Origin of the sequence: Paraburkholderia sp. GAS32 (assembly GCF_050434225.1) — a bacterium.
Taxonomy (GTDB): Bacteria; Pseudomonadota; Gammaproteobacteria; order Burkholderiales; family Burkholderiaceae; genus Paraburkholderia; species Paraburkholderia madseniana.
Genome location: NZ_JBNPVS010000002.1, coordinates 88,130 through 111,040, shown reverse-complemented (window position 1 = coordinate 111,040; position 22,911 = coordinate 88,130). Strand labels below are relative to the sequence as shown.

The following is a 22,911-nucleotide window of genomic DNA, read 5'->3' as shown; positions in this document are numbered from 1 at the left end:
TCGATCTCCGGATTCTATGGAAGGGGTTGGTTCAAGCGAAAAGCTTTGCCAGCATCCGCAGCTTGCTCAAAGTCAGGTCGGGGCTGCGGCGCAGGTTCCTGAAGAGCGCCACGATGCTCGAAAGCGTGAATCTGGGTTTTGTGAAACTGCGCGGCATTGTCGGTCCCCATTGCGCCATCGCCTCACGGCTCACGACATGAACACCGGTCGGCGCATCGGCCGTAAAGAGATCGCCGTCGCAATAGTGCTCATGCTTGTCGCCCCACGGGTCCTGCCAGTAGTCGAAGATCTGGCTGCCCAGGATATGACGGCCAATTCCCCAAGCGTGCGTCCAGCCCTTCTCGCGCAGGACGCGCTGGCCCATGCCGACCGCGTCGGCATCCACGACTTCGTAGGCACTATGGCTGTAGATGGGCACGAAGCCTTGTGCAAGCGCGAGCGTATGGTGATCGGCCGGCTTGTCGCCGAGATCGAGCCGCATGAACGCGACGACCGGCGAGCCATCGGGAAGTACCTGCACATCGCTCGGGATGAATCCAAAATGCCGCGTATACCATGCGCAGGTTTCCTGGTAGTCGGCGAGTTCGAGCACGACATGTCCGAGCCGGATAACTTCGGGCGCGCACTCGGGCGGTCGCTGCGTCCCGTTAATTCGGACGGCCGCATCCACGGAGTTGAACGGCAATGGCGGCCGATGGGATAGCGTCGAAGCTGGCGCCTGGCCCCATATTGCATCGACGCGAAAGCCAGAAGGATCTGTCAGTCGTACTGTATAGCCGCCGCCTGGCAACTGCGACCGTTCGACCTCAGAGGCGCCGGGCACTTTTGCAAGCGCATCAAGATCGGCCATGTTGTCGACCTGTAGCCCGAAGCCGACGAACATGGATTTCGGCGCCTTTCGGACGACGTAGCAGAAATGCGAAGCACCCGTTCCCCGCAGCAGGACGAGCGCATCAGTGCGCGATACCGTTCGGAGCCCGAAGTCATTGAGAAATTGCTCGGCTTTCTCGAGATCTGGCCGGTCGAATATCAGATAGGCCAATGCCGACGCTTTCGTCGTGGGATCGGGGTGACGGGACGGCTGTACAGTAGTCAGTTTCATGGCAGAACGGAAATCAAACGGTTCGGATAGCGTGTTCGGCTTCCATAGCCGGCGCGCCGACGGGGTTCGTCAGCAAGGCAAGACTCTCGCGCACGATACGGTTCACGTCGGTGGCCGCACCGTCGTGGACGATCGTCTTGTCGGGCCGGACTACGGCAACCCACCCGACGGGCACCAGCCCCGGAAGAAATACGCCTTCAAGGTCTTCCCAACTGTCGAGCGCGGCAAGATGCAGCCGTTGCCCCCGATGGGCAATCTGGACAACGCGCCCCCCGGCACGCGCAAACGCTGCGGCCGTCGCGTGCTCTAGCACAGCCGCCGCATCCACGCCAAACCCGATCAGCGTGAGACCCTGCCCGAGCACGTCGTCGCTCAGACACGTGGTGCCATCGGAACCTCTCACCCAGCCTTGCGCGATGACTGCGCCACGAACAAGCCTCGTCGACGAGCGGCCCTTGGCGAACAGTCCACTGCGAAATGCGTTCTTCGGCTTGATCTGCAGTTCCTCAAATTGCGCGCGCAGGCGCGGCACGAGTCCCGCAAGTCGCATCAACCCATGAGTCAACAGCGCAACCGCGCCACTTCGCGGCATGACGAGCCTACTCATGAATTTTGCAAGGTTGATCATTGCCTTTGCATGCGGGCGCCGCTCCTCGTCATAGGTATCGAGAATCCTTGGGTCGGCACGTCCGTGTACCACCCATGCCAATTTCCAGCAAAGATTGGCGGCGTCCCGAAGGCCTGCTACCAGCCCCTGCCCGACGAATGGAGGCGTGATATGGGCCGCGTCGCCCGCGAGGAACACCCGCCCCTTGCTGAATGCGTCAACGGTGCGCGCATGGAAGCGATACACGGCCTTGCGCTCGATGATCATCTCTTCGACGTTGCCCCATGGAGAGAGCAACTCCCGGATGCGTGTCTCGGATTCCATTTCCTCGCGTCGCTCGCCAGGCTGCAGCATGAATTCCCAGCGTTCACGGTGGCCAGGCGCGACCATATGCGGGATTGGCCGACGGTGATCGCAGATGAATTCGATGTGATCGATCGGACGCGGTACGTAGCGGGCATCGACGATCAACCAGTCCTCGGCGAACGTCTTACCTTTGAATTCCTGGCCAATGAGCTGCCTCACCAGCGAACTCGCCCCGTCCGCGCCGACCAGATAGCGGGCACGGACCTCATGAGTGCGCCCGTCCCCGAGGTCCAGCGACGCGAGCACATGGTCCCGTTCCTCCGTGAAGCCCTTCAGTCCGACACCCAGCGCAATATGCGCACAGTCATATGTCTCGAGCCGGGCGCGCAGGCACCGCTCGAGATCCGGCTGGTAGAACGTGACGAGCTTCGGATGGCCATCCAGGCTGCCCAGCGAATTCACGCTGCCGAACAGGCCCAACATGGGCGACCTCATGCGGACGTACGGTATGGCGATCGTCTCGAAATCGCGCTCGCCAACGCCCGCAAGCTGAAGGATGCGCAGCGCCTCGTTATCCAATGCGATTGCACGGGGCGCCATGAATACTTCACGCGACTTGTCTACAACCATCACGTTCACACCGTGCCGTGCCAGCAGATTGGCGGTCGCCGCACCGACCGGGCCACACCCGACTATCAGCACCTCTATTGCCTCGGGCAGGTCACGCGTCGGCGGCTGAACCGGGTCCTGCAGGCCGGACGGCCCGGTGGTGTTTATTGCTCCTGTCTCCACTGTCACTCCATCTGTCTATTTGTTTGTCGGGCGTCAACCATGCGCCTTATTGACATTAAAGTCATCTCTGACAACTTTGTCAATAGAAACATTCCAATCTATACTTGGATATGAGCAAAGACTGGAACTCGTCATGGCGAACTCTTTAAACCGGCCCGCGCCCAAGCGCTCCACCCGTGCGGACCCCGTTTCTCCGGTCGCCGTTCCCGAGGAGCGCGAGCCGCGCGGAGCGCGCCGCAAGCGCGAGACACGCGCCCGCCTGCTCGACGCTGCCCTCCGGCTAATGGCGGAAAAGGGCATGGAGGGCGTGGCGATCAACGAAATCACTGAGGCCGCCGACACCGGCTATGGCTCGTTCTATAACCACTTCGAGTCGAAAGAAGCCATCTACGCGACGCTCGTCGGCAACGTATTCGAGGAATTCGCCGACATGCTCGATCGCCTCACCGGCGGCCTGTCCGACCCGGCCGAGGTAATTGCCGTCTCGGTGCGCCATACCCTGATGCGTGCGCGGCGCGATCCCGTTTGGGGACGCTTCCTGATACGTGAAGGGTTTTCAGCTCACATCCTGAGCCGTGGGCTGGGCCAGCGGCTGCTGCGGGATATCGGAAACGGCATCGCCGCCAAGCGCTTTGTGGTCGCTGACCCCTTCATCGGCTTTCTTTCGGTGGGCGGCACGGTGCTCGCGGCAATTGCGGCCGAGCTGAATTTCGTCGCGCCGGGCGCGCCGGCGGCAGACCTGCTCGACGAGCTCGGCTTCAGCGGAGAGCATTTCGCCGAGCGTACGGCAGCAACGCTTCTGCAAACACTCGGGCTCAAGCGCACAGAGGCAGAGAAGATTGCAATGCGCGCGTTGCCACTGGTCGAGGCGGAAGTCGACGCGCAATGAGGCGGTTGAAGTCAAGACGCGTTATGGACCGGGATCATCGACGCGACACGAAGAGACAAAGGCCCTCGCCGAATTACGGAAACAAGGTCATTCTCTTGACGTCACGTGCGGCTGATCGGCAGGCAATTCGCCCATCGCCTGGAAGAGTGCGGCGGTATCGCTCATGCGTTGACTCCCGGCGCGGGCGGCGCTAAGCCGTGCGTTGAGAAACCGCTGCTCGCTGGCGTGCTGTGCCGTTGACGGCAGGGAACCCAGGCGGGCGCGCGACGCCGTTTCGTCGAATGCAGCTTGGGCTGCCTGTGCCGCTCTTTCGGCAAATGCCAGCGTCTGCGCGTCATTGTCCAGTGCGGCAAGCGAATCGGCGACATCCTGGAATGCCGACAGAACTGTCGACTTGTAGTGCAGAACCGTCGCATCGTAGGTATCAATCGAGGCTCTGCGTTGCGCGAACAACGCCCCACCATGGAAGAGCGGCTGGGACAGGCCCGCACCGATCGCCCAGAGCCCGCCTGCACCTGAGAGCATCGCGGGCCAGCTAAAGCCCCCGCGACCCATTGAGGCCGTCAGTGACAGGCTCGGAAAGAGTTGCGCGGTCGCAGCGCCAACGTCGGCCGCGGCGGCCTTCACGGCGGCATCAGCTGCCTGAATGTCCGGACGCGAACGCAGGAGGTCCGAAGGCACGACGACCGGCACGTGGTCGGGCAACGCCATGCTGTCGAGCTCGGGAACGGTCGGTGCGTTATCGGGCGTCCGGCCCATCAGTACCGCCAGCGCGTGGACGGCTGTGGCGCGCTGCTGGCGTAAGGCCGGAAGACTCGCCGCGATCGAATCTGCCTCCTGCGTCGAGTTGAGCGCCTGCACGTGCGAAATGGACCCGAGCGCGTACCGTTGCTGATCCTCGTTTGCAGTTTCGCTCGCCACGGCGATGAGCCGTTCGGTGAGCGCGATCTGGCGATCGAGCGCCGCCACATTGATCGCCGTGCCGACGATGTTGGCGGCGAGCGCGCGCCGGGCCGCTTCCAGTTCATATGCCTGCACATTCACGCGATCGGTAGCCGCCGCGTTGGCGTAACGCGTCGCGCCGAAGAGGTCGAACGTGTAGTGCGCTTGAATCTGCCCGGCGAAGAAGTTATAGCGGACCTCGCTTGGGCCGATGCCGGGCACGACCGGTGAACGCGCACGCTCGACCTGGGCGGCAGCGTCGACCGACGGCAGCGTGGACGAACCGATTTGCCCGCGCAGTTCTTCTTGCGCGGCGGAGAGCGTCCGCTGCGTGGCCGCAAGCGTCGGGCTGTTGCGCAATCCTTCGTCGACGAGCGCATCGAGCGCGTCGGACCGGTAAAGCCGCCACCATTGCGGAACGGCAGTCGAGCCGATATCGAATTGCTGCGCAACGCCATCCGCCACGACAGTCTTCGACGGCTGCACCTGCGCGCCGTAATGCGTGGGCGAAGGCATCACCGGGGGCTCCCCGCTGGGAGCGAACGAGCAGGCCGTCAGTGCGAGCGCCGTAGCCACGGCGATAACGGATGTCTTATAGGCAAAGTTCATGATGAAATCTCCGTATGCTCGACGACGACCGGTTGTATCCCGCGCTCGTCGCGCCGGATGCTGAAGCACGTCGCATAGAGCGCCGGCAGGAAGAAAATGGTCAGTGCCGTGGCGATCGTGATACCACCCATCAGCGCGGTCGCCATGGGCCCGAAGAAAGCTGAGCGCAAGAGCGGGATCAAGGCGAGCACGGCGGCTGCGGCCGTCAGCATGATCGGCCTGAAGCGCCTCACGGTTGCACCGATAATCGCGTCGAAGCGCCCATGCCCCGCCGCGATGTCCTGGTCGATCTGGTCGACCAGAATCACGGAGTTGCGCATGATGATGCCGAACATGGCAATCACGCCGAGCAACGCGACGAAACCAAAGGGCTTGCCGAACAGGAGCAGCGCGGCCACGACGCCGATCAGCCCGAGCGGTGCTGTCAGCACGACGATAAACGTCCGCAGGAAACTCTTGAGCTGGATCATGAGCAGCGTCAGCACGGCGATGATCATGAGCGGCATCTCGGCGTTGATCGAGGTCTGGCCTTTCACGCTTTCTTCGACGGAGCCGCCCACCTCGATGCGATAGCCGACCGGCAGCGTGGCTTTTTGCTCCGCGAGCGCGTGCTCGATATCGCGGGTCACGTCGATGCCCTGCGCGTTGCCCCGAATGTCGGCCTGCACGGTGATCGTCGGTTGCCGGTCGCGCTGCCAGATCACCCCATACTCGAGCGTGTTCCGAACGTGTCCGAGGGAACCGAGAGGAACCGGGCCATTCGGCGTCGGGATCGCCAGGCTCATGAGCTGCGCAGGATTGACACGCTCGCTCTTTGGCGCGCGCAGATCGACGTTGATCAGCTTGTCCTGCTCACGGAACTGCGTGACCGTGTAGCCAGAAAGCGTCATGGCCAGGAAGTTCGATACGTCCTCCGACGACACGCCAAGCTGGCGCGCCCTGTTCTGATCGATCTCGAACGAGATCGACCGTTCCGCCGGCTCGTCCCAGTCGAACTGGACATCGCGCGTGCGGGAATCGGCGCGGACCTTCTCGGCGACCTCTTCAGCAATTGAGCGCACGGTCGCAATGTCGTTGCCGCTCACCCGGAACTTGATCGGGAAGCCCACGGGCGGACCGTTCTCGAGTCGCGCCACACGCGCGCGCACGCCGGAGAACTCTCTCCCGAGTTTGGCATCGAGCCAGTGCATCAACTCGTCGCGGTTTTCAACGCTTTTGGCCGTGATCACGAACTGCGCGAAGTTTGGCTGCTGAAGCTGCTGGTCGAGCGGCAGGTAAAAGCGCGGTGCGCCGGTGCCCACAAAGTCTACGAAATGCTCGATTGCAGGCTGGCCGTCGAGCGCCTTTTCCAGGCGCTTCGCTTCGCGCAGGGTCGCCTCGAACGAAGCACCTTCCGGCAGCCGCAGGTCCACAAGCAGCTCTGGCCGTTCAGAGTTGGGGAAGAACTGTTGCGGCACGCGCGTGAAGGCCGCCATCGCGATCGCAAAGAGCACGGCAGTGACGCCGAGCACGGCCCAGCGACGGTCGATACACCACGAGACCCACCCCGACAGGCGCCGGTAGAAGCCGGTGCTGTAAACATCGTGCTCGTGATGGTGCCCGCCACTCTCGTGGCTCTTGCGCTCGGGCAGCATGTGGAAGCCCAGCAAGGGGACCAGCACGACGGCAGCGAACCACGATACGATCAGCGCAATGGCCGACACTTCGAAGATCGAACGTGTGTATTCGCCCGTACTCGATTTCGCGAGTGCGATTGGCAGGAAGCCCGATACCGTCACGAGCGTGCCAGTCAGCATCGGGAATGCCGCGCTCGTGTAGGCAAAGGCCGCCGCGCGCTTGCGACTCCACCCCTGCTCGAGCTTCACGGCCATCGTTTCGACGGCGATGATCGCGTCGTCGACGAGCAGCCCCAGCGCGAGCACGAGCGTGCCAAGGGAGACCTGGTCCAGCCCGATATTGAACACATGCATGCAAAGCGCCGTCACGGCGAGCACGATCGGAATCGAGATCACGACGACCATGCCGGTGCGCAGGCCGAGCGAAACGAGGCTCACGACCAGCACGATTGCTACCGCTTCGCCGACCGACCTGACGAACTCGTCCACTGAATGCTTGACCGCGTGAGGCATGCTCGAGACGGGAGCCAGCTTGAGTCCCGCCGGCATGGCCGCCTGCAGTTCGGCGGTTTTCGCGTCGAGCGCCTTGCCGAGGCTGATCACGTCGCCGCCTTTTTGCATCGTGACGCCGATGCCGAGCGCCGCCTGCCCCCCGACGCGCATCTGGGTGACGGGCGGATCGTCATAGCCGCGCGTGATCTTCGCGATGTCACCGACCCGGAACGTGCGTTTGTTCACGGTGATGAGCGTGTCGGCGAGCGCCTGCACGTCCTTGAACGCGCCGCTCGGTCGCACGAACACCCGGTCGTCCGCCGTCGTAATGGTGCCAACGGGCGTAACGGTATTTTGTGCGTCGATTGCCTGGGCGAGTTGCTGCGGCGTGATAGAGAGCCCCGTCAGCTCTGCATTCGATATCTCGACGAAGATGTGCTGGTCCGGGTCGCCAAAGTAGTCGACCTTGGCGACGCCGGGCACGCGCAGCAGGACCGTGCGCAACTGGTCTGCGTAGTCGTGCAGTTGCGCAGGCGTAAAGCCGTCGCCTTCAAGCGCGTAGATGTTTGTGTAGACGTCACCGAACTCGTCGTTGAAAAACGGTCCAACCGTCCCCTTGGGCAGCGTCGCCGAGATGTCGCCCACTTTCTTGCGCACCTGGTACCAGGTCTCGGGGACCTCCTTGACCGGGGCCGAATCCTTCATGGCGAAGAAGATCATCGACTCGCCGGGCCGTGAGTAGCTCTTGATGTTGTCGACATACGGTGCCGCCTGCAACTGACGGCCGATCCGGTCCGTGATCTGTTCCTGCACCTCGCGGGCAGTCGCGCCCGGCCAGTAAGTTTTGACCACCATGGTCCGGAACGTGAACGGCGGGTCTTCCGACTGGGCAAGCTGCGTATAACCGATCACGCCGAACAGGGTTGCAAGCCCGATCAGAAAGATCACCAACTGCTGATGGCGCAACGCCCACGCGGAGAGATTGAAGCCACCTTCGCCATGTGCCTCGGAGTCGGACGGGGTGACGGTCGCGCTTTCATGCGCGGTTTCACGGTCGCGTGGGTTCATGACGAAAAATCCTCGGGATGCAACGGGGCCACCACCTGCACGTGTTGGTCTGCGCTCACTGCGTGCACGCCCTGCATCACGACGCGGTCGCCGTCGTGCAGGCCGCCGGTGACAGAGACCGTGCGTTCGTCGTAGCGCGCGATGCTGACTGGGCGCAACTCAAGAGTGTCGCTGCCCGCGCGCACCACCCACACAGCGGGGTCGTCGCCTTTGTGAAAGAGCGCCGTCACAGGCAGCGCGAACGGACGTGCCGTTGCCGCGTCGCTGGCGGCATCGAACGCAACATTCGCCGTCATGCCGAGGCGAACTTCGGGGCTCGGCGCGGCCAGCGTGAGCTTCACGCGCCAGGTGCGGCTTTGCGGGTCGGCAGCGGGCGACACCTCGCGCACGCGCGCCTCGAAGGTCTTACCAGGCAGCGCAGACAGGCTCACGCGCGCATTGCTGCCGACGGTCAATGCGCCAATCGTCCGCTCGGACGCGTCGCAGACAACATCCACGTCTCCCGTCCAGTCGAGGTGATAGACGGCTTGATCTGCCTGAATGTTCTGGCCGGTGTCGGTGTCCTCCGACGTGATGACGCCGTCGTGGTCTGCCGTGAGCGTGGCGTAGCGCAGGTGATCCGTGGCGAGCGCCATCTGGGCGAGCGCCGAATCGCGCTGCGCGAGGGCGGAAGCGTAGGCGTCCTGGGTCTGCTCCATCTGCGCCGTTGCGATCAGGTTTGCCTGCGCCTGAACGCGGTCGCGATCGAGCTGCTGTTTGGCGTACACGAGACGATGTTCGGCGGCGTCGAGCTGCGCTCGCGCGCTGGCCAGGTTGTTGCGCAGGTCGGTAGGATCGAGCAGCGCAACGGTCTGTCCCGACTTGACGGTATCGCCGATGCGCACCCGCCGTTCGGTGACCTTGCCTCCAATCCTGAACGAAAGAGGCGTCGAATACCGCGCCTGTATCTGAGCCGGCAATGAGGCGCTCGCCGTGCGCCCGTCGGGATGAACCGTGACAGCAACGACGGGCTTGAGCTCGGGAGCGACGGTTTCGCGCTGGTGGCAGGCCGCTAGCAGCATTGCGCCGCAAGCCGCAATCAGAAGACGTCCCCGGAGGGATGGTCGGACGACGGACGGCAGGAAAGGACGCGCAAGCGTCTGCGCGTTAAGACCGGAAAGTTTCACGATGTTCACAAGGCAGGTGATGGTCCAGCAATAAAATGGGCGAGGCATTGGAAGACACGGTGTGTCAAGCAGCATGCATTGCGAAGTGCGCGAGCACTAGATCCGGCATACCTACAACTTAGTATTCCTACTCGCTTCGTCTGATACAAGCCGCTTGCAACTCTTCGTACTTCGTCATCGCACGCGGCCACTCCCCACGAAACAGCTAGAGAACGAGCGTAAAACATGTCCTCGCCCCCAGCCCGGCGCGGTGGATCTGGATGGCAGTGGACGACTCATCTTCAGCGCTGCAACTCCCTGTTCCAGGCACCGTCGCAACTCAATTCGTCTGTCCATGCGGTCGCTGATCCGTTCGCTACAGTGACATTAAACCCATAACTGATTATATTGTCAACTATGACGTGTAAATCTAAAATATGACGATACAGAAATCTGGAGCCGCGATGCCTGATACCCCGAACTCCCCTGCAACCCGGCGGCGCACGCAAAAGCTGCCAGCTCCGGCCCAGGCGACCGAAGGGCGGCAGCCGCGCGGCGCCCGCCGCAAGCGAGAAACTCGTACCCGCCTGCTCGACGCTGCGCTCAGGCTAATGGCCGAAAAAGGGATGGGTTCAGTGACCATCAACGACATTACCGAGGCCGCCGACGTCGGTTTCGGCTCCTTCTACAATCACTTCGAGTCGAAGGAAGGGATCTTCGCCGCGCTCGTCGAGTGGGTGTTCGAAGAGTTCGCCGATACGCTTGATCGCCTGGCCAGCGGACTGTCCGACCCGGCCGAAGTGGTCGCTATCTGTGTCCGCCATACGCTGGTGCGCGCCCGCCGCGAGCCGGTGTGGGGGCAGCTCCTGATCCGCGAGGGTTTTTCGGTGCATGCGCTGAACTGGGGTCTCGGTCAGCGTTTGCTGCGCGATAGTCAAAGTGGCATTTCCGCGAGACGCTTTGTCGTCTCGGACCACTTTCTGTGTCTCATTTCCGTTACGGGCATCATCTTCGCGGCGATCGCCGCTGAAATGCACTTTTCCGCCTCCGTCACACCAGCCGTCCAAGGGCAGAAGCCATCTGGACTCGGAGGACAGCACTTCGCGGAGCGCGCTGCGGCGGTCGTGCTACAGGCACTCGGACTCAAGCGCGTCGAGGCGGAGAGAGTTGCGCGGCTGCCGTTACCGGGTTACCCGGAAATCAAAGTCTGTCGAGCAAAACCGCGGGTTCGCTGATCGAGCCGTCTCATAGCGGCCGGAATGCACGTACGAACTCGCTCCGAAGCACGTCTTGAATGCGACCAGAATGTCCAGAGCCTGTTGACTCAGATAGACATCTGTGGGGGCGACCGGCCTTCATCCGTTCCTTCGGAATTGTCCACCTTTAGTCCCCGCGCCTGCACGAAACGGTAGACCTGCAGAACGATGTCGCGCGCCCGCACAGCAGGGGCCGCAGCGCCCCTCCCCTTGATCTTCTCGCAGCGCGCCATCAATCGTGCGGGCGTGATCTCTTCCAACTTCAGCCGGCCAAATTCCGACGTGAGATTCCGCTCTTATACCAATTTGCGCATCGCTCGTGTGGAGTCGGCAAGAGCAGTCTCCACAAAGTATTTCTCTGCCCACTTACCAAACGTTAGCGCCTCGGTCGCCTCAACCCGTGTCTCGACTTTCGCACGTGAAGGACTCTCTCCGCGCTGGATTGCTCCGTAGGCTTGGTCGCGTAGAAGCCGGGTTTCCGGGAGGCTATAGCCATTCCGAATCCGAGTTCGTCTGGCTTGCGTGGCTTCCGTGCTTAAAGTGATGGATCGTAGCGGCCGATAACCAGGGTTTCCCGGCGACCGTTCACCCGGTAGTCGTACCGGAAGCTCACCGCGCCTGAAGGAATCACTGCTGCATATTGCCCCCGCTGATCGGCAACCTTGTAGATCTTCTTGGCCGGCTTCAGCGCTCGCAACTGCATGTCTGTGAGCATAGGGACTCCTCGAACGTATACCGTCAACCGATACCGTCAGACTGATTTGACGGTATCGGACAAGGCCGTCCGAGGAAGAAACGTCGGTACCGTCACCGATACCGACATTTCCACCAGGTATTGTCCGGATCACAGCAGACCACACCGGACAATAACCTCATCTTTTTTAAAGGAGAAACAGGAAAAACCGGACCTCCCGGAACGACCCGGGAGCACCTTGAATCACTCCCACTCAATCGTCGCCGGCGGCTTCCCCGAGATGTCATAAACCACCCGGTTAATCCCACGCACTTCATTAATGATGCGGTTCGACACATGCCCCAGCAACTCGTGCGGCAGATGCGCCCAATGCGCGGTCATGAAGTCCAGCGTCTGCACAGCGCGTAGCGCAACCACATACTCGTAAGTCCGCCCGTCACCCATCACGCCCACGCTCTTCACCGGCAGGAACACCGCGAACGCCTGGCTCGTCAGGTCGTACCACGACTTGCCGGTTTCCTTGTCGATAAACGTGCGCAGCGTCTCGATGAAAATCGCGTCCGCGCGACGCAGCAGATCGGCGAAATCGCGGCGCACTTCGCCGAGAATCCGCACGCCAAGACCCGGGCCCGGGAACGGGTGGCGATACACCATTGCCGGCGGCAAACCGAGCTTCACACCGAGTTCGCGCACTTCATCCTTGAACAGTTCACGCAGCGGTTCGAGCAGCTTCAGATTCAGCGTCTCCGGCAGGCCGCCCACGTTGTGGTGACTCTTGATGGTCTGCGTCGCCTTCTTGCCCTTGCCGGCCGATTCGATCACGTCCGGATAGATCGTGCCTTGCGCGAGCCACTTCGCGTCGGTCAGCTTGTTGGCTTCGGTCTGGAACACTTCGACGAATTCCGCGCCGATGATCTTGCGCTTCGCTTCCGGATCGGTCACACCGGCCAGCTTCGACAGGAACACTTCGCTCGCGTCGACGTGGATCACCTTGACGCCGAGGTTCTCAGCGAACGTTGCCATCACCTGCTCGGCTTCGTTCAAACGCAGGAGGCCGTGGTCGACGAACACGCAGGTCAGTTGATCGCCGATCGCGCGATGCAGCAGCGCCGCCGCCACCGACGAATCCACACCACCCGACAGACCCAGAATCACGTGCTCATTACCGACCTGCTCGCGAATCTTCGCGACGGCTTCGTCGATGTAATGGCCCATTTCCCAGTCGGGATTCGCGCCGCAAATCTGCAGCACGAAACGTTCGAGCATCGCGCGGCCTTGCACGGTATGCGTCACTTCCGGGTGCCATTGCAGGCCGTAGAAATGGCGCGCTTCGTCGGCCATTGCCGCGATCGGGCACGATTCCGTCGAGGCCATCAACTGGAAGCCGGGCGGCATTTCGAGGACCTTGTCGCCGTGGCTCATCCACACCTTCAGCATGCCGTGACCTTCCGGCGTGGTGAAGTCGCTGATGCCTTCGAGCAGGCTCGTATGGTTGCGCGCGCGCACTTCGGCGTAGCCGAACTCACGCAGGTGGCCGATATCGACCTTGCCGCCGAGCTGCTCGGCCATCGCCTGCATGCCATAGCAAATGCCCAGCACGGGCACGCCGAGTTCGAACACCGCTTGCGGCACGCGCGGCGTATCCGTTTCGGTGACCGAGCTCGGACCGCCGGAAAGGATCACGCCCTTCGGCGCGAAATCGCGAATGAACGACGCATCGACGTCGTACGGGTGAATTTCCGAATACACGTTGGCTTCGCGGACGCGACGTGCAATCAGTTGGGTGACTTGCGAACCGAAGTCGAGGATCAGGATCTTGTCATGCATGGCAGCGGACGGAGTCAAAAGTGAACGGATACGGGATACCGCGCATGAAGCGCGGCGTTGAATTCAAAGCAGTCCACTTGGGGACGATCGAGCATGAAGCGTGACGGTGAAGCGCGCTGGAGCATTCAGCACCGCAGGCACTTGCCTGCGGCGCGCGCGAACGGAATCCGGTTGCTTCGGCAGGCGTTCTGGCGCTTGGCGCGTCAGCCATGAAACGGCGGCCGGGGCGCACCAGGTGCGTCGGCAGCGGCGTTACGGGCATCGTCGCGCGCAGCGCGTTCGGAGGCCGTCAGAGCCGGTTCGTCGACCGCCGGATGGAGCGGCGTTGCCGAAACAGGAGTCACGGGCTCTGTGACCGGCATAACGGGCTCGACCACCGGTTCGGTACGATAGGCCGGGAAGCCCGCCGTCACACGACCAGAGTCGCGTTTGTTGGCAGCGTCTTTGGCGGCATCTTTCGCGGCCTGCTTGTCGGCGCGCTCAGCGGCTGCGGCTTCAACCAGCCGCACCTTTTCACGCCGCCGCACCGCGCCCGACAGGCGCACACCGCCCAGGCCGACCACCAGCAGCACCACACCGGTCAGCACCGCAATGATCTGCCCGAAGCCGGTCAGCGCCGGCGTGTGCAGCCCGAGCAGCCAGACCAGCATCAGCACGCCGGTCAACCAGTTCACATGGCCAACGACCTTGGCGACCGTCGACGTGAGCGAACCGTCGATCGACGCGTGCAAAGCAAGCCACGCGAGCCCGATCAGCGCCACGCCAAACCCCTGGCCGACCAGAGCCGGCTGGGTTTGCACCAAGAGCAGCGCGTTGTACAACGAAGTCCAGGGCGTCAGCAGAAACAGCAGGCCGAACGCAAGCAGCAACAACGCATCGAGGATGAGTACAGCGCGCAGCAATGGCTTCATTGGCGTTTAGTCCACGTGGTAGTTGGGCGCTTCCTTGGTGATCTGCACGTCATGCACATGCGACTCGCGCAAGCCCGCGCCCGTGATCTGCACGAACTCGGCCTTATCGTTCATCTCCGCGATAGTGCGGCAACCGCAGTAGCCCATGCTGGCGCGCACGCCGCCGATCAACTGGAACAGGATCGCGTTGACCGAGCCCTTGTAGGCGACGCGGCCTTCGATACCTTCCGGCACCAGCTTGTCGATGTTCGCGGAGTTGTCCTGGAAGTAGCGGTCTGCCGCGCCGTCTTTCATCGCGCCGACCGAGCCCATGCCACGGTACGACTTGTACTGGCGGCCCTGGAACAGGAACACGTCACCCGGCGCTTCTTCGGTGCCGGCGAACATGCTGCCCATCATCACGGAATTCGCACCGGCGGCCAGCGCCTTGCTGACGTCGCCCGAGAAACGCACGCCGCCGTCGGCGATGACCGGCACGCCCGTGCCCTTCAGCGCTTCCGACACGTTCGAGATCGCGGTGACCTGCGGCACGCCTACGCCTGCGACGATACGCGTCGTGCAGATCGAGCCCGGGCCGATACCGACCTTCACGCCGTCTGCGCCGTATTCGACAAGCGCCTTGGCCGCCGCAGCGGTAGCGATGTTGCCGCCGATCACTTCGACATGCGGGAACTTCTGCTTGACCCACTTGACGCGCTCGAGCACGCCCTTGCTGTGGCCGTGCGCCGTGTCGACGACGATCACGTCCACACCCGCCTGCACCAGCAGTTCAACGCGCTCTTCGTTGTCTTCGCCCACGCCGACCGCCGCGCCTGCGCGCAGCTTGCCGTGTTCGTCTTTACACGCGTCCGGGTGTTCGGTTTGCTTGGTGATGTCTTTTACCGTCATCAGGCCGCGCAGTTCGAATGCGTCGTTGATGACCAGCACGCGTTCGAGGCGGTGGCTGTGCATCAGCGCCTTGGCTTCGGCGAGCGGCGTGCCTTCCTTGACCGTGACGAGGCGCTCGCGCGGCGTCATGATGTTGCGCACCGGCTCGTCCAGACGCTCTTCGAAGCGCAAGTCACGATTCGTGACGATACCGATGAGCTGCGAACCTTCGACGACCGGGAAGCCCGAAATGCCATGCTGGCGCGACAGCGCAATGACGTCGCGCACCTTCATTTGCGGCGGCACCGTAATCGGATCGCGCACGACGCCCGATTCGAAGCGCTTGACCTTGGCAACTTCACGCGCCTGTTCGGCCGGCGTGAGATTCTTGTGGATGATGCCCACGCCACCCATTTGCGCCATCGCGATCGCGAGACGGGCTTCGGTGACGGTGTCCATGGCGGCGGACACGAGCGGCATATTCAGGGAGATGTTGCGGGTCAGCCGGGTCTTGAGGCTGGTGTCGCGCGGCAGAACATCGGAGAAAGCCGGGACGAGGAGCACGTCATCGAACGTGAGTGCTGTTTGGATCAGACGCATGGCAAATCCTATAGGCGCAAAAGCGAATTATACGCGATACCTCCCTGGTTTTCACTGCACTAACAGCAGCTTAGCGAATTTCAGGGGATTTTTCTCGTGACTTTGCACCCTTCGATTTCGCTTCCACGTTCGCCTCGAGTTCGATCCGGTTTCGTTTGCGCGTTCGGGCGCATGGACGCCGCACCCGGTTCGGGAATGGGTATTTCGGGGCGCTTGCGCGCCGCCGGGTCAGCGCTCGGAAGTTAAAAGGCGCCTGAACACGCCGGATAAAACTGGCTGAATGCAGAATCAAACAAGACGCCCTGCCCGTCGAACGGCTATTCTGCCGACCATTCCAGTTTTCTTGCAGGGGCAGTCGATGCAGCGCGGTGTGGCATATGGAGTAATGGCCGGGGCCTTATGGGGCATGGTGTTTCTGGTGCCGCGCGTGCTGCCCGATTTCTCGCCGCTGTTGCTGAGCGCCGGACGCTACACGATGTACGGCATCGTCTCGCTGGCCGCCGCGCTGCCGATGGCGCGCTCGCTCGTCAAACGCCTGACCCGCGAGGATCTCGGCGCGCTGGTCAAACTGGCGCTGGCCGGCAACCTGCTCTACTACCTGCTGCTGACCGCGGCCGTTCATATGATCGGCATCGCGCCGGCTTCGCTCATCGTCGGCGTCCTGCCGGTCACGGTGACGCTGCTCGGCCGGCGCGATCATGGCGCCGTGCCGCTCGCCCGCCTCGTATGGCCGCTCTCACTGGTGGTGGCCGGCATCGCCTGCATCAATATCGACGTCTTCACGGTAGCGGACAGCACGCCCGTCAGTATCGCGACGAAGCTTCTCGGCCTCGGCTGCGCGGTCGGCGCGCTCGCCTGCTGGACCTGGTTCGCGGTCGAAAACGCCCGCTACCTGCAGCGTCAGACGCATTTCAGCGGCAACGAGTGGTCGGTGCTGTGGGGTGTGGTGACCGGCGCGCTCGGCGCGGGATTGTGGCTGGTGGTCGCCGTCATGCCGTCTGGCAGCCTGCAGGCGCCGCTCGGCGACGAGCGCTGGCACACCTTCTGGATGCTGAATCTGGGCCTCGCCGTCGGCGCGTCGTGGCTCGGCAACGGGCTGTGGAATGCCGCGTCGAAACGGCTGCCGCTCACGCTGTCCGGCCAGATGATCGTGTTCGAGACACTTTTCGCGCTGCTCTACGCGTTTATCTACGACCAGCGCCTGCCGCGCCCGCTGGAAACGGCAGCGATCCTGTTGCTGGTGGCGGGGGTGTGCTGGTCGGTGCGCCAGCATGCGGACGACGATACGTCCGGGGCGGCGTCGATTGAGGAGAAGGCGCAGCCTTCGGTGCATTGAGACGATTGAGACGGGGCACCCTCGGCGCTGCCCCGCCACAGCCACAGCTACAGCTACGAGGCGTAGCCTAGCGCGAATCCTTGTTCAGCCAGCGGCGCCCTTCGATCGAGCCCGCCTTGCGGGTCTTCTCGACGCGCCGTTGGCGCGACAGCTTCGGATCCACCAGCAGCGACCGGTAAATCTCGACACGATCGTGGTCGGCAAGCACCGTATCCAATGGCTTGAGCTTGCCGAACACACCGACCTTCTGCGTGCCCAGATCGATCTGCGGATAACGCTGTAAGATGCCGCTCGCGTCTATCGCCTGCTGCAGCGTGGCGCCTTCCGGCAAGTCCACGGCAATCAGCGCCTGCTCATTGGCAAGCGCGTAGCAGACTTCAATCGACAAGCGCGCGCTCATGCCTTACCGTAGCGCTGATCGGCGCGCTTCACGAACGATTCGACGAAGGTGTTGGCAATGTGGCTGAACACTGGCCCAATGATCTTCTCGAGAATGATGTTGGTGAATTCGTAGTGCAACGCGAATTCGATCTTGCAGGCATCGGCCCGCAGCGGCGTGAAACGCCAGAAGCCGGTGAATTGGCGAAACGGACCGTCCGCGAACTCCATATCGATGCGCGTGGGCCGCTCCATGCTGTTGTGCGTGGCGAAATGCTGCTTGATGCCCTTGAAGTTGATGTCGATCTTCGCCTCCATGCCGGTTTCGTCCTGGCGGCGGATTTCGACTCCCCCGCACCAAGGCAGGAAGTTGGGGTAATCGGCGACGTCGGTGACGAGGTCGAACATCTGTTCCGCCGAATGGCGGATCAACACGGTTTTCTGGACATCTGCCATAAATTGAACAGCGCGTGGCAAGGGTGGACAAGCGCCGCGGGCTTTCCTTGCCCCGCTTTGCTAAAATCGTGATTTTAAACGAGTTGGGCACTTTCCATTCATGAGCATCATTGACAACAGAAAAGCCTTCTACGACTACTCGGTCGAAGAACGCTACGAAGCGGGGCTCGTGCTCGAAGGATGGGAGGTCAAAGCCTTGCGCGCCGGCCGTGGCCAGATCAAGGAAGGCTACGTGGTCATCAAGAATAACGAACTGTTCCTGATCGGCACGCACATCAGCCCGCTGCCCGAAGCCTCGACCCACATCAATCCGGACCCGGTGCGCACGCGCAAACTGCTGCTGCACGCTGAAGAAATCAGCAAACTGATCGGCAAGGTCGAGCAGCGTGGTTATACGCTCGTGCCGTTGAACTTTCATTACAAGGGCGGTCGCGTCAAATGCGAGATCGGCCTCGCCAAGGGTAAGAAGCAACACGACAAGCGCGAAACCGAGAAGAAGCGCGACTGGGAACGCGAGAAGGCGCGCCTGATGCGCTCGCCGTCGTAAAACTGCGATTCAACGAAAAATGGCCCGCAAATTTGCGGGCCATTTTCATTCGGCAAGGAAGAACGTCAATCAGCGCGCCTCGGCCGCGCCCTTCCCCTTGTTCACAATGGTCAGCGCCGACGCGATCATCGAACTCATATCCGCCAGGTTACCCGGCACGATCAACGTGGTGCCCTGCTTCGCCAGGTTGCCGAATGCATTCACATACTGCTCGGCCACTTTCAGGTTCACCGCTTCCATCCCGCCGTTCGACTGGATGGCCGCAGCGATCTTTTGAATCGCCTGTGAGTTAGCCTCAGCCACCGCCAGAATCGCCGCGGCCTGACCCTGCGCCTGATTGATCGCCGCCTGCCGCTCGCCTTCGGACTTCTGGATCGACGCCTCGCGCCCGCCCGAGGCGATATTGATCTGTTCCTGCTTACGCCCTTCGGACGCCGCGATCAGCGCGCGCTTCTCGCGCTCAGCAGTGATCTGCGCCTGCATGGCGTGAAGAATTTCCTTGGGCGGCGTCAGGTCCTTGATCTCGTAGCGCAGCACCTTGACGCCCCAGTTCGACGCCGCTTCATCGAGCGACGACACGATGCTGTGGTTGATGAAGTCGCGCTCTTCAAACGTCTTGTCGAGTTCGAGTTTGCCGATCACGGAACGCAGCGTGGTTTGCGACAACTGCGTAATCGCGAACACGAAGTTGCTCGACCCGTACGACGCCTTCATGGGATCGGTGACCTGGAAATACAGCACGCCATCCACCTGCAGTTGCGTGTTGTCGCGCGTAATACACACCTGGCTCGGCACTTCGAGCGGGATCTCTTTGAGGATGTGCTTGTACGCGATCCGGTCGACGAACGGAAACGCGAAGCTCAGGCCCGGCGTCAGCGTACGGTGATAGCGGCCGAGCCGCTCCAGCACCCACGCATGCTGCTGCGGCACGATCTTGAGCGTCTGCGCCGCCAGCACGATCACGATAAGCAGAAGCACCGCCCCGACAATGGTTGAATCCATGACTGACCTCCGGTCCGTAGTTCGAATAGTTATGCATGGCGCTGTGCGTGCATTGGCGCGCGCTCAGGCCACGGTTGCCTTGGTTTTCGCCGGCCGGCTCGCCACGACGACGAGGCAACTGCCACGCATCTCGGCGATCTCATAGAGCTGCGCATCTTCGGGTTCACCAGCAGCCAGTTCGACGTCCCATGCAGCCCCGCGGTAATTGACGCGCGCCCGGCGCTCGTGCCACGCCGGCACATTCAACGTCTGGCCGATGTCGAGATTGACGTCCGGGTTTTTTGACGCCTCCTTACGCGTTCTGCGGCCAAAGCGCGAGCGCCTCAGCAACAGGACTGCCGCCAGCGCTACGAAGGCCGCAATCGCAAACTGCAGGTCGGCGGCGGCGCCCGCAATACGGGCAATGGCTGCCGCTACACAACCCAACGCGATCATGAGCAAATAGAAAGTGCCGCTGATCAACTCCAGCGCGACAAGCACACCCGCCCCGATCCACCAGAACAATCCACCTGGCGCCACGTCGACCTCCACAAAGCAAAACACCCCGGATCTACCGGGGTGTTTATAGCACGAAGCGGGTGCATTTTATCGGACGGTGCCGCACGCTTTTACGTGCTTTTGACGTAGCGCACCACCCTTTATGCAAACTGCTTATCGGGCACCTGCCCCGCGCTTATTTATTTCGCTTTTTTACTTCACTTACTTCGCCGACGACTTCGCCAACTTCTGCCACGTCTCGACGATCGAGTCCGGGTTCAGCGAGATCGACTTGATGCCCTCATCGGTCAGCCATTGCGCAAAGTCCGGATGATCCGAAGGGCCCTGGCCGCAGATACCGACGTACTTGTTCAGGCGCAGGCACGTATCGATCGCGCGCTTCAACAGGAACTTGACGGCCGGATCGCGTTCGTCGAAATCGACTGCCAGCAGTTCCATGCCCGAGTCGCGGTCGAGGCCGAGCGTGAGCTGCGTCAGGTCGTTCGAACCGATCGAGAAGCCGTCGAAGAATTGCAGGAATTCTTCGGCGAGAATCGCGTTCGACGGCACTTCGCACATCATGATCAGGCGCAAGCCCTTCTCGCCGCGCTTCAGGCCGAACTTCTCCAGCAGCCCGACCACGCGTTCCGCCTGCTTCAGCGTACGCACGAACGGCACCATGATCTCGACGTTGTCGAGGCCCATCTCCTCACGCACCTTCTTCAGCGCGATGCATTCCATCTGGAACGCTTCGGCGAAGTCGTCAGCGATGTAGCGCGATGCGCCACGGAAGCCCAGCATCGGGTTTTCTTCGTCCGGCTCGTAACGCGAACCGCCGATCAGCTTCTTGTACTCGTTCGACTTGAAGTCCGACAGACGCACGATCACGGGCTTCGGATAGAACGCCGCTGCGATCGTTGCGATGCCTTCGGTCAGCTTGTCGACGTAGAACGCGCGCGGCGATGCATGGCCACGTGCCACGCTTTCCACGGCCTTCTTCAGGTCCTGATCGATGTTCGGGTACTCGAGAATCGCCTTCGGGTGAACGCCGATGTTGTTGTTGATGATGAACTCGAGCCGCGCCAGACCCACGCCTGCGTTCGGCAGTTGCGAGAAGTCGAAAGCCAGTTGCGGGTTGCCGACGTTCATCATGATCTTCACCGGAATCGGCGGCAGATCGCCGCGCTGCACTTCGGTGATTTCGGTTTCGAGCAGACCGTCATAGATCTTGCCTTCATCGCCTTCCGCGCAGGACACGGTCACCAGCGCGCCGTCCTTCAGCAGGTCGGTCGCGTCGCCGCAGCCGACCACCGCCGGCACACCCAGCTCACGCGCGATGATCGCCGCGTGGCAGGTACGGCCGCCACGGTTCGTGACGATCGCGGATGCGCGCTTCATCACCGGTTCCCAGTTCGGGTCGGTCATGTCGGCCACCAGCACGTCGCCCGGCTGCACACGGTCCATTTCAGACGGATCGTGAATCACGCGCACCGGACCCGCACCGATCTTCTGGCCGATTGCGCGGCCGGTAGTCAGCACGTTCGATTGGCCCTTCAGCTTGAAGCGTTGCTCGGCCTTGCCCGCCGCCTGGCTCTTCACCGTTTCCGGGCGCGCCTGCAGAATGAAGATCTTGCCGTCGCGGCCGTCCTTGCCCCACTCGATGTCCATCGGACGCTCGTAGTGCTTTTCAATGATGACGGCGTATTTCGCGAGCTCGATCACGTCTTCGTCGGTGATCGAGAAACGGTTGCGCTGCTCGTGCGCGACGTCGACGGTCTTCACGCGGCCTTCTTCGCCCGCCTTGGTGAATTCCATCTTGATCAGCTTCGAGCCGATCGAGCGGCGGATGATCGGGTACTTGCCTTGTGCGAGCGTGGTCTTGAAGACGTAGAACTCGTCCGGATTCACGGCGCCTTGCACGACCGTTTCGCCCAGCCCGTAGCTCGACGTGATGAAGACGGCGTCCTTGAAGCCCGATTCCGTGTCCAGCGTGAACATCACGCCTGCCGCACCGACGTCCGAGCGCACCATGCGCTGCACACCAGCCGACAACGCGACTTCAGCGTGGGTGAAGCCCTTGTGGACGCGATAGGAGATTGCACGGTCGTTGTACAGCGACGCGAACACGTGCTTCATGCGATCGAGCACCTCGTCGATACCGACCACGTTGAGGTAGCTTTCCTGCTGACCCGCGAACGATGCGTCCGGCAAGTCTTCTGCCGTTGCCGACGAACGCACGGCAAACGACAACTCTTCAGGCGAGCTGTTTTGCAGGGTGTCGAAGCCTGCGCGGATATCCGCTTCGAGACGCGGCTGCATCGGGGCGTCGACGATCCATTGACGGATCTCCTTGCCCGCTTCGGCGAGCGCTTTCACGTCGTCGACGTCGAGCGTTTCGAGACGTTTGGCGATGCGTTCAGTCAGGTTGTTGTGATGCAGGAAGTCACGGAAAGCCAGCGCCGTGGTGGCGAAGCCAGTCGGCACGCGCACGCCAGCTTCGGCGAGCTGACTGATCATCTCGCCAAGCGACGCATTCTTGCCGCCGACAATCTCCACATCGGTCATCCGCAACTGCTCGAACGGAACTACATACGCCTCTTCCTTTGCGACGGTAACTGCGTTAGTCATACAAGCCCCTAAGTGTGAAAGAAATTCACGGCTGTGCAAGTGGGCTTGAACGCGAGACGCCCATTGGAAGCGTGACCTCGCGTCTTGCACAACCTGTTGGAGAAGCAATCGCTGCAAATGGCCGCGAAGGCTGAAAAGCGCCGGATGCACGACGTAGAAAGCGGTTGGACGAAATTACCGATCGATCCGCCCCAATCTCTCAATTTGCCGCAAGTTACCGGCGCAAAGCGTGGCGTTGACCGACCGTTCGCGGTGAGTTAGACGCCAATCGCCTGCAATTGCTTATCCAACAGGTTGCCGCTATTCTACCGTGCCGACTCTCAAAATGTGACAGTCGGACGAGAATTGCGCCTCGAATCGCGCC

General features: G+C 62.1%; 17 protein-coding genes and 1 pseudogene. 4 read left to right on the top strand and 14 right to left on the bottom strand.

Annotation, left to right across the window (positions count from 1 at the left end; genetic code table 11):
- Window positions 1-31 precede the first annotated feature (31 nt).
- Together P3T25_RS02510 and P3T25_RS02505 are read right to left on the bottom strand one after the other, a co-directional pair.
- Entirely contained in the window at window positions 32-1,102 is a 1,071-nt protein-coding gene (locus P3T25_RS02510) for a VOC family protein (protein ID WP_266261965.1), read from the bottom strand.
- A gap of 13 nt (window positions 1,103-1,115) precedes the next feature.
- The gene (locus P3T25_RS02505; protein WP_372342539.1) at window positions 1,116-2,768 is read right to left on the bottom strand and encodes a bifunctional 3-(3-hydroxy-phenyl)propionate/3-hydroxycinnamic acid hydroxylase; all 1,653 of its coding nucleotides are present in this window, start codon (window positions 2,766-2,768) and stop codon (window positions 1,116-1,118) included.
- A 172-nt stretch (window positions 2,769-2,940) separates the two neighbouring features.
- Between P3T25_RS02505 and P3T25_RS02500 the strand changes: the two genes are divergently transcribed.
- Window positions 2,941-3,696: a TetR/AcrR family transcriptional regulator gene (locus tag P3T25_RS02500; RefSeq protein ID WP_266261964.1), complete on the top strand. Its 756-nt coding sequence runs from the start codon at window positions 2,941-2,943 to the stop codon at window positions 3,694-3,696.
- Window positions 3,697-3,783: 87 nt separating this feature from the next.
- Here the strand turns inward: P3T25_RS02500 and P3T25_RS02495 are convergent, their stop codons facing one another.
- The 3 genes from P3T25_RS02495 to P3T25_RS02485 are packed head-to-tail and all read right to left on the bottom strand — an operon-like array spanning window position 3,784 to window position 9,484.
- Window positions 3,784-5,247 carry an efflux transporter outer membrane subunit gene (locus P3T25_RS02495; protein WP_429357377.1) on the bottom strand — a complete coding sequence of 488 codons (1,464 nt, stop codon included), beginning with the start codon at window positions 5,245-5,247 and terminating at the stop codon, window positions 3,784-3,786.
- On the bottom strand, window positions 5,244-8,423 hold the full coding sequence (locus P3T25_RS02490; RefSeq protein ID WP_429357376.1) for an efflux RND transporter permease subunit: 3,180 nt from the start codon (window positions 8,421-8,423) through the stop codon (window positions 5,244-5,246). The genes P3T25_RS02495 and P3T25_RS02490 overlap by 4 nt, the downstream gene beginning before the upstream one ends.
- Entirely contained in the window at window positions 8,420-9,484 is a 1,065-nt protein-coding gene (locus tag P3T25_RS02485) for an efflux RND transporter periplasmic adaptor subunit (RefSeq protein WP_266257376.1), read from the bottom strand. The genes P3T25_RS02490 and P3T25_RS02485 overlap by 4 nt, the downstream gene beginning before the upstream one ends.
- 548 nt (window positions 9,485-10,032) lie before the next feature.
- On the opposite strand from P3T25_RS02485, the gene P3T25_RS02480 reads away from it, so the two are divergent.
- Window positions 10,033-10,803, top strand: a complete 771-nt coding sequence (locus P3T25_RS02480; protein ID WP_429357375.1) for a TetR/AcrR family transcriptional regulator — start codon at window positions 10,033-10,035, stop codon at window positions 10,801-10,803.
- Between the two features lie 6 nt (window positions 10,804-10,809).
- Here P3T25_RS02480 and P3T25_RS02475 read toward each other — a convergent pair.
- The 4 genes and pseudogenes from P3T25_RS02475 to guaB form a co-directional block, all read right to left on the bottom strand.
- Window positions 10,810-11,539: pseudogene (locus P3T25_RS02475) on the bottom strand (tyrosine-type recombinase/integrase); the annotation flags it as partial.
- A 222-nt stretch (window positions 11,540-11,761) separates the two neighbouring features.
- On the bottom strand, window positions 11,762-13,345 hold the full coding sequence (gene guaA / locus P3T25_RS02470; protein ID WP_200617973.1) for a glutamine-hydrolyzing GMP synthase: 1,584 nt from the start codon (window positions 13,343-13,345) through the stop codon (window positions 11,762-11,764).
- A 203-nt stretch (window positions 13,346-13,548) separates the two neighbouring features.
- Window positions 13,549-14,256 carry a hypothetical protein gene (locus P3T25_RS02465; protein ID WP_429357374.1) on the bottom strand — a complete coding sequence of 236 codons (708 nt, stop codon included), beginning with the start codon at window positions 14,254-14,256 and terminating at the stop codon, window positions 13,549-13,551.
- Between the two features lie 6 nt (window positions 14,257-14,262).
- On the bottom strand, window positions 14,263-15,723 hold the full coding sequence (gene guaB / locus P3T25_RS02460; protein WP_054035195.1) for an IMP dehydrogenase: 1,461 nt from the start codon (window positions 15,721-15,723) through the stop codon (window positions 14,263-14,265).
- A 358-nt stretch (window positions 15,724-16,081) separates the two neighbouring features.
- Here guaB and P3T25_RS02455 point away from each other — a divergent pair, with 358 nt between their 5' ends.
- On the top strand, window positions 16,082-17,059 hold the full coding sequence (locus P3T25_RS02455; RefSeq protein WP_266257375.1) for a DMT family transporter: 978 nt from the start codon (window positions 16,082-16,084) through the stop codon (window positions 17,057-17,059).
- A gap of 67 nt (window positions 17,060-17,126) precedes the next feature.
- On the opposite strand, the gene P3T25_RS02450 is transcribed toward P3T25_RS02455, so the two are convergent.
- Entirely contained in the window at window positions 17,127-17,459 is a 333-nt protein-coding gene (locus tag P3T25_RS02450; protein WP_429357373.1) for an RnfH family protein, read from the bottom strand.
- Complete coding sequence (locus P3T25_RS02445; protein WP_429357372.1) at window positions 17,456-17,893, bottom strand: type II toxin-antitoxin system RatA family toxin; 438 nt, start codon at window positions 17,891-17,893, stop codon at window positions 17,456-17,458. The genes P3T25_RS02450 and P3T25_RS02445 overlap by 4 nt, the downstream gene beginning before the upstream one ends.
- 100 nt (window positions 17,894-17,993) lie before the next feature.
- Between P3T25_RS02445 and smpB the strand changes: the two genes are divergently transcribed.
- Window positions 17,994-18,440 carry an SsrA-binding protein SmpB gene (gene smpB / locus P3T25_RS02440; RefSeq protein ID WP_054035193.1) on the top strand — a complete coding sequence of 149 codons (447 nt, stop codon included), beginning with the start codon at window positions 17,994-17,996 and terminating at the stop codon, window positions 18,438-18,440.
- A 69-nt stretch (window positions 18,441-18,509) separates the two neighbouring features.
- On the opposite strand, the gene P3T25_RS02435 is transcribed toward smpB, so the two are convergent.
- The 3 genes from P3T25_RS02435 to ppsA all read right to left on the bottom strand — a co-directional run bounded on the left by P3T25_RS02435 (window position 18,510) and on the right by ppsA (window position 22,547).
- Entirely contained in the window at window positions 18,510-19,442 is a 933-nt protein-coding gene (locus P3T25_RS02435) for an SPFH domain-containing protein (protein ID WP_266257374.1), read from the bottom strand.
- A 63-nt stretch (window positions 19,443-19,505) separates the two neighbouring features.
- Window positions 19,506-19,961 (bottom strand): NfeD family protein, encoded by a 456-nt coding sequence (locus P3T25_RS02430; RefSeq protein ID WP_168435947.1) that lies wholly within the window; start codon window positions 19,959-19,961, stop codon window positions 19,506-19,508.
- A 180-nt stretch (window positions 19,962-20,141) separates the two neighbouring features.
- The gene (ppsA, locus tag P3T25_RS02425; RefSeq protein ID WP_429357371.1) at window positions 20,142-22,547 is read right to left on the bottom strand and encodes a phosphoenolpyruvate synthase; all 2,406 of its coding nucleotides are present in this window, start codon (window positions 22,545-22,547) and stop codon (window positions 20,142-20,144) included.
- Between the last annotated feature and the right edge of the window lie 364 nt (window positions 22,548-22,911).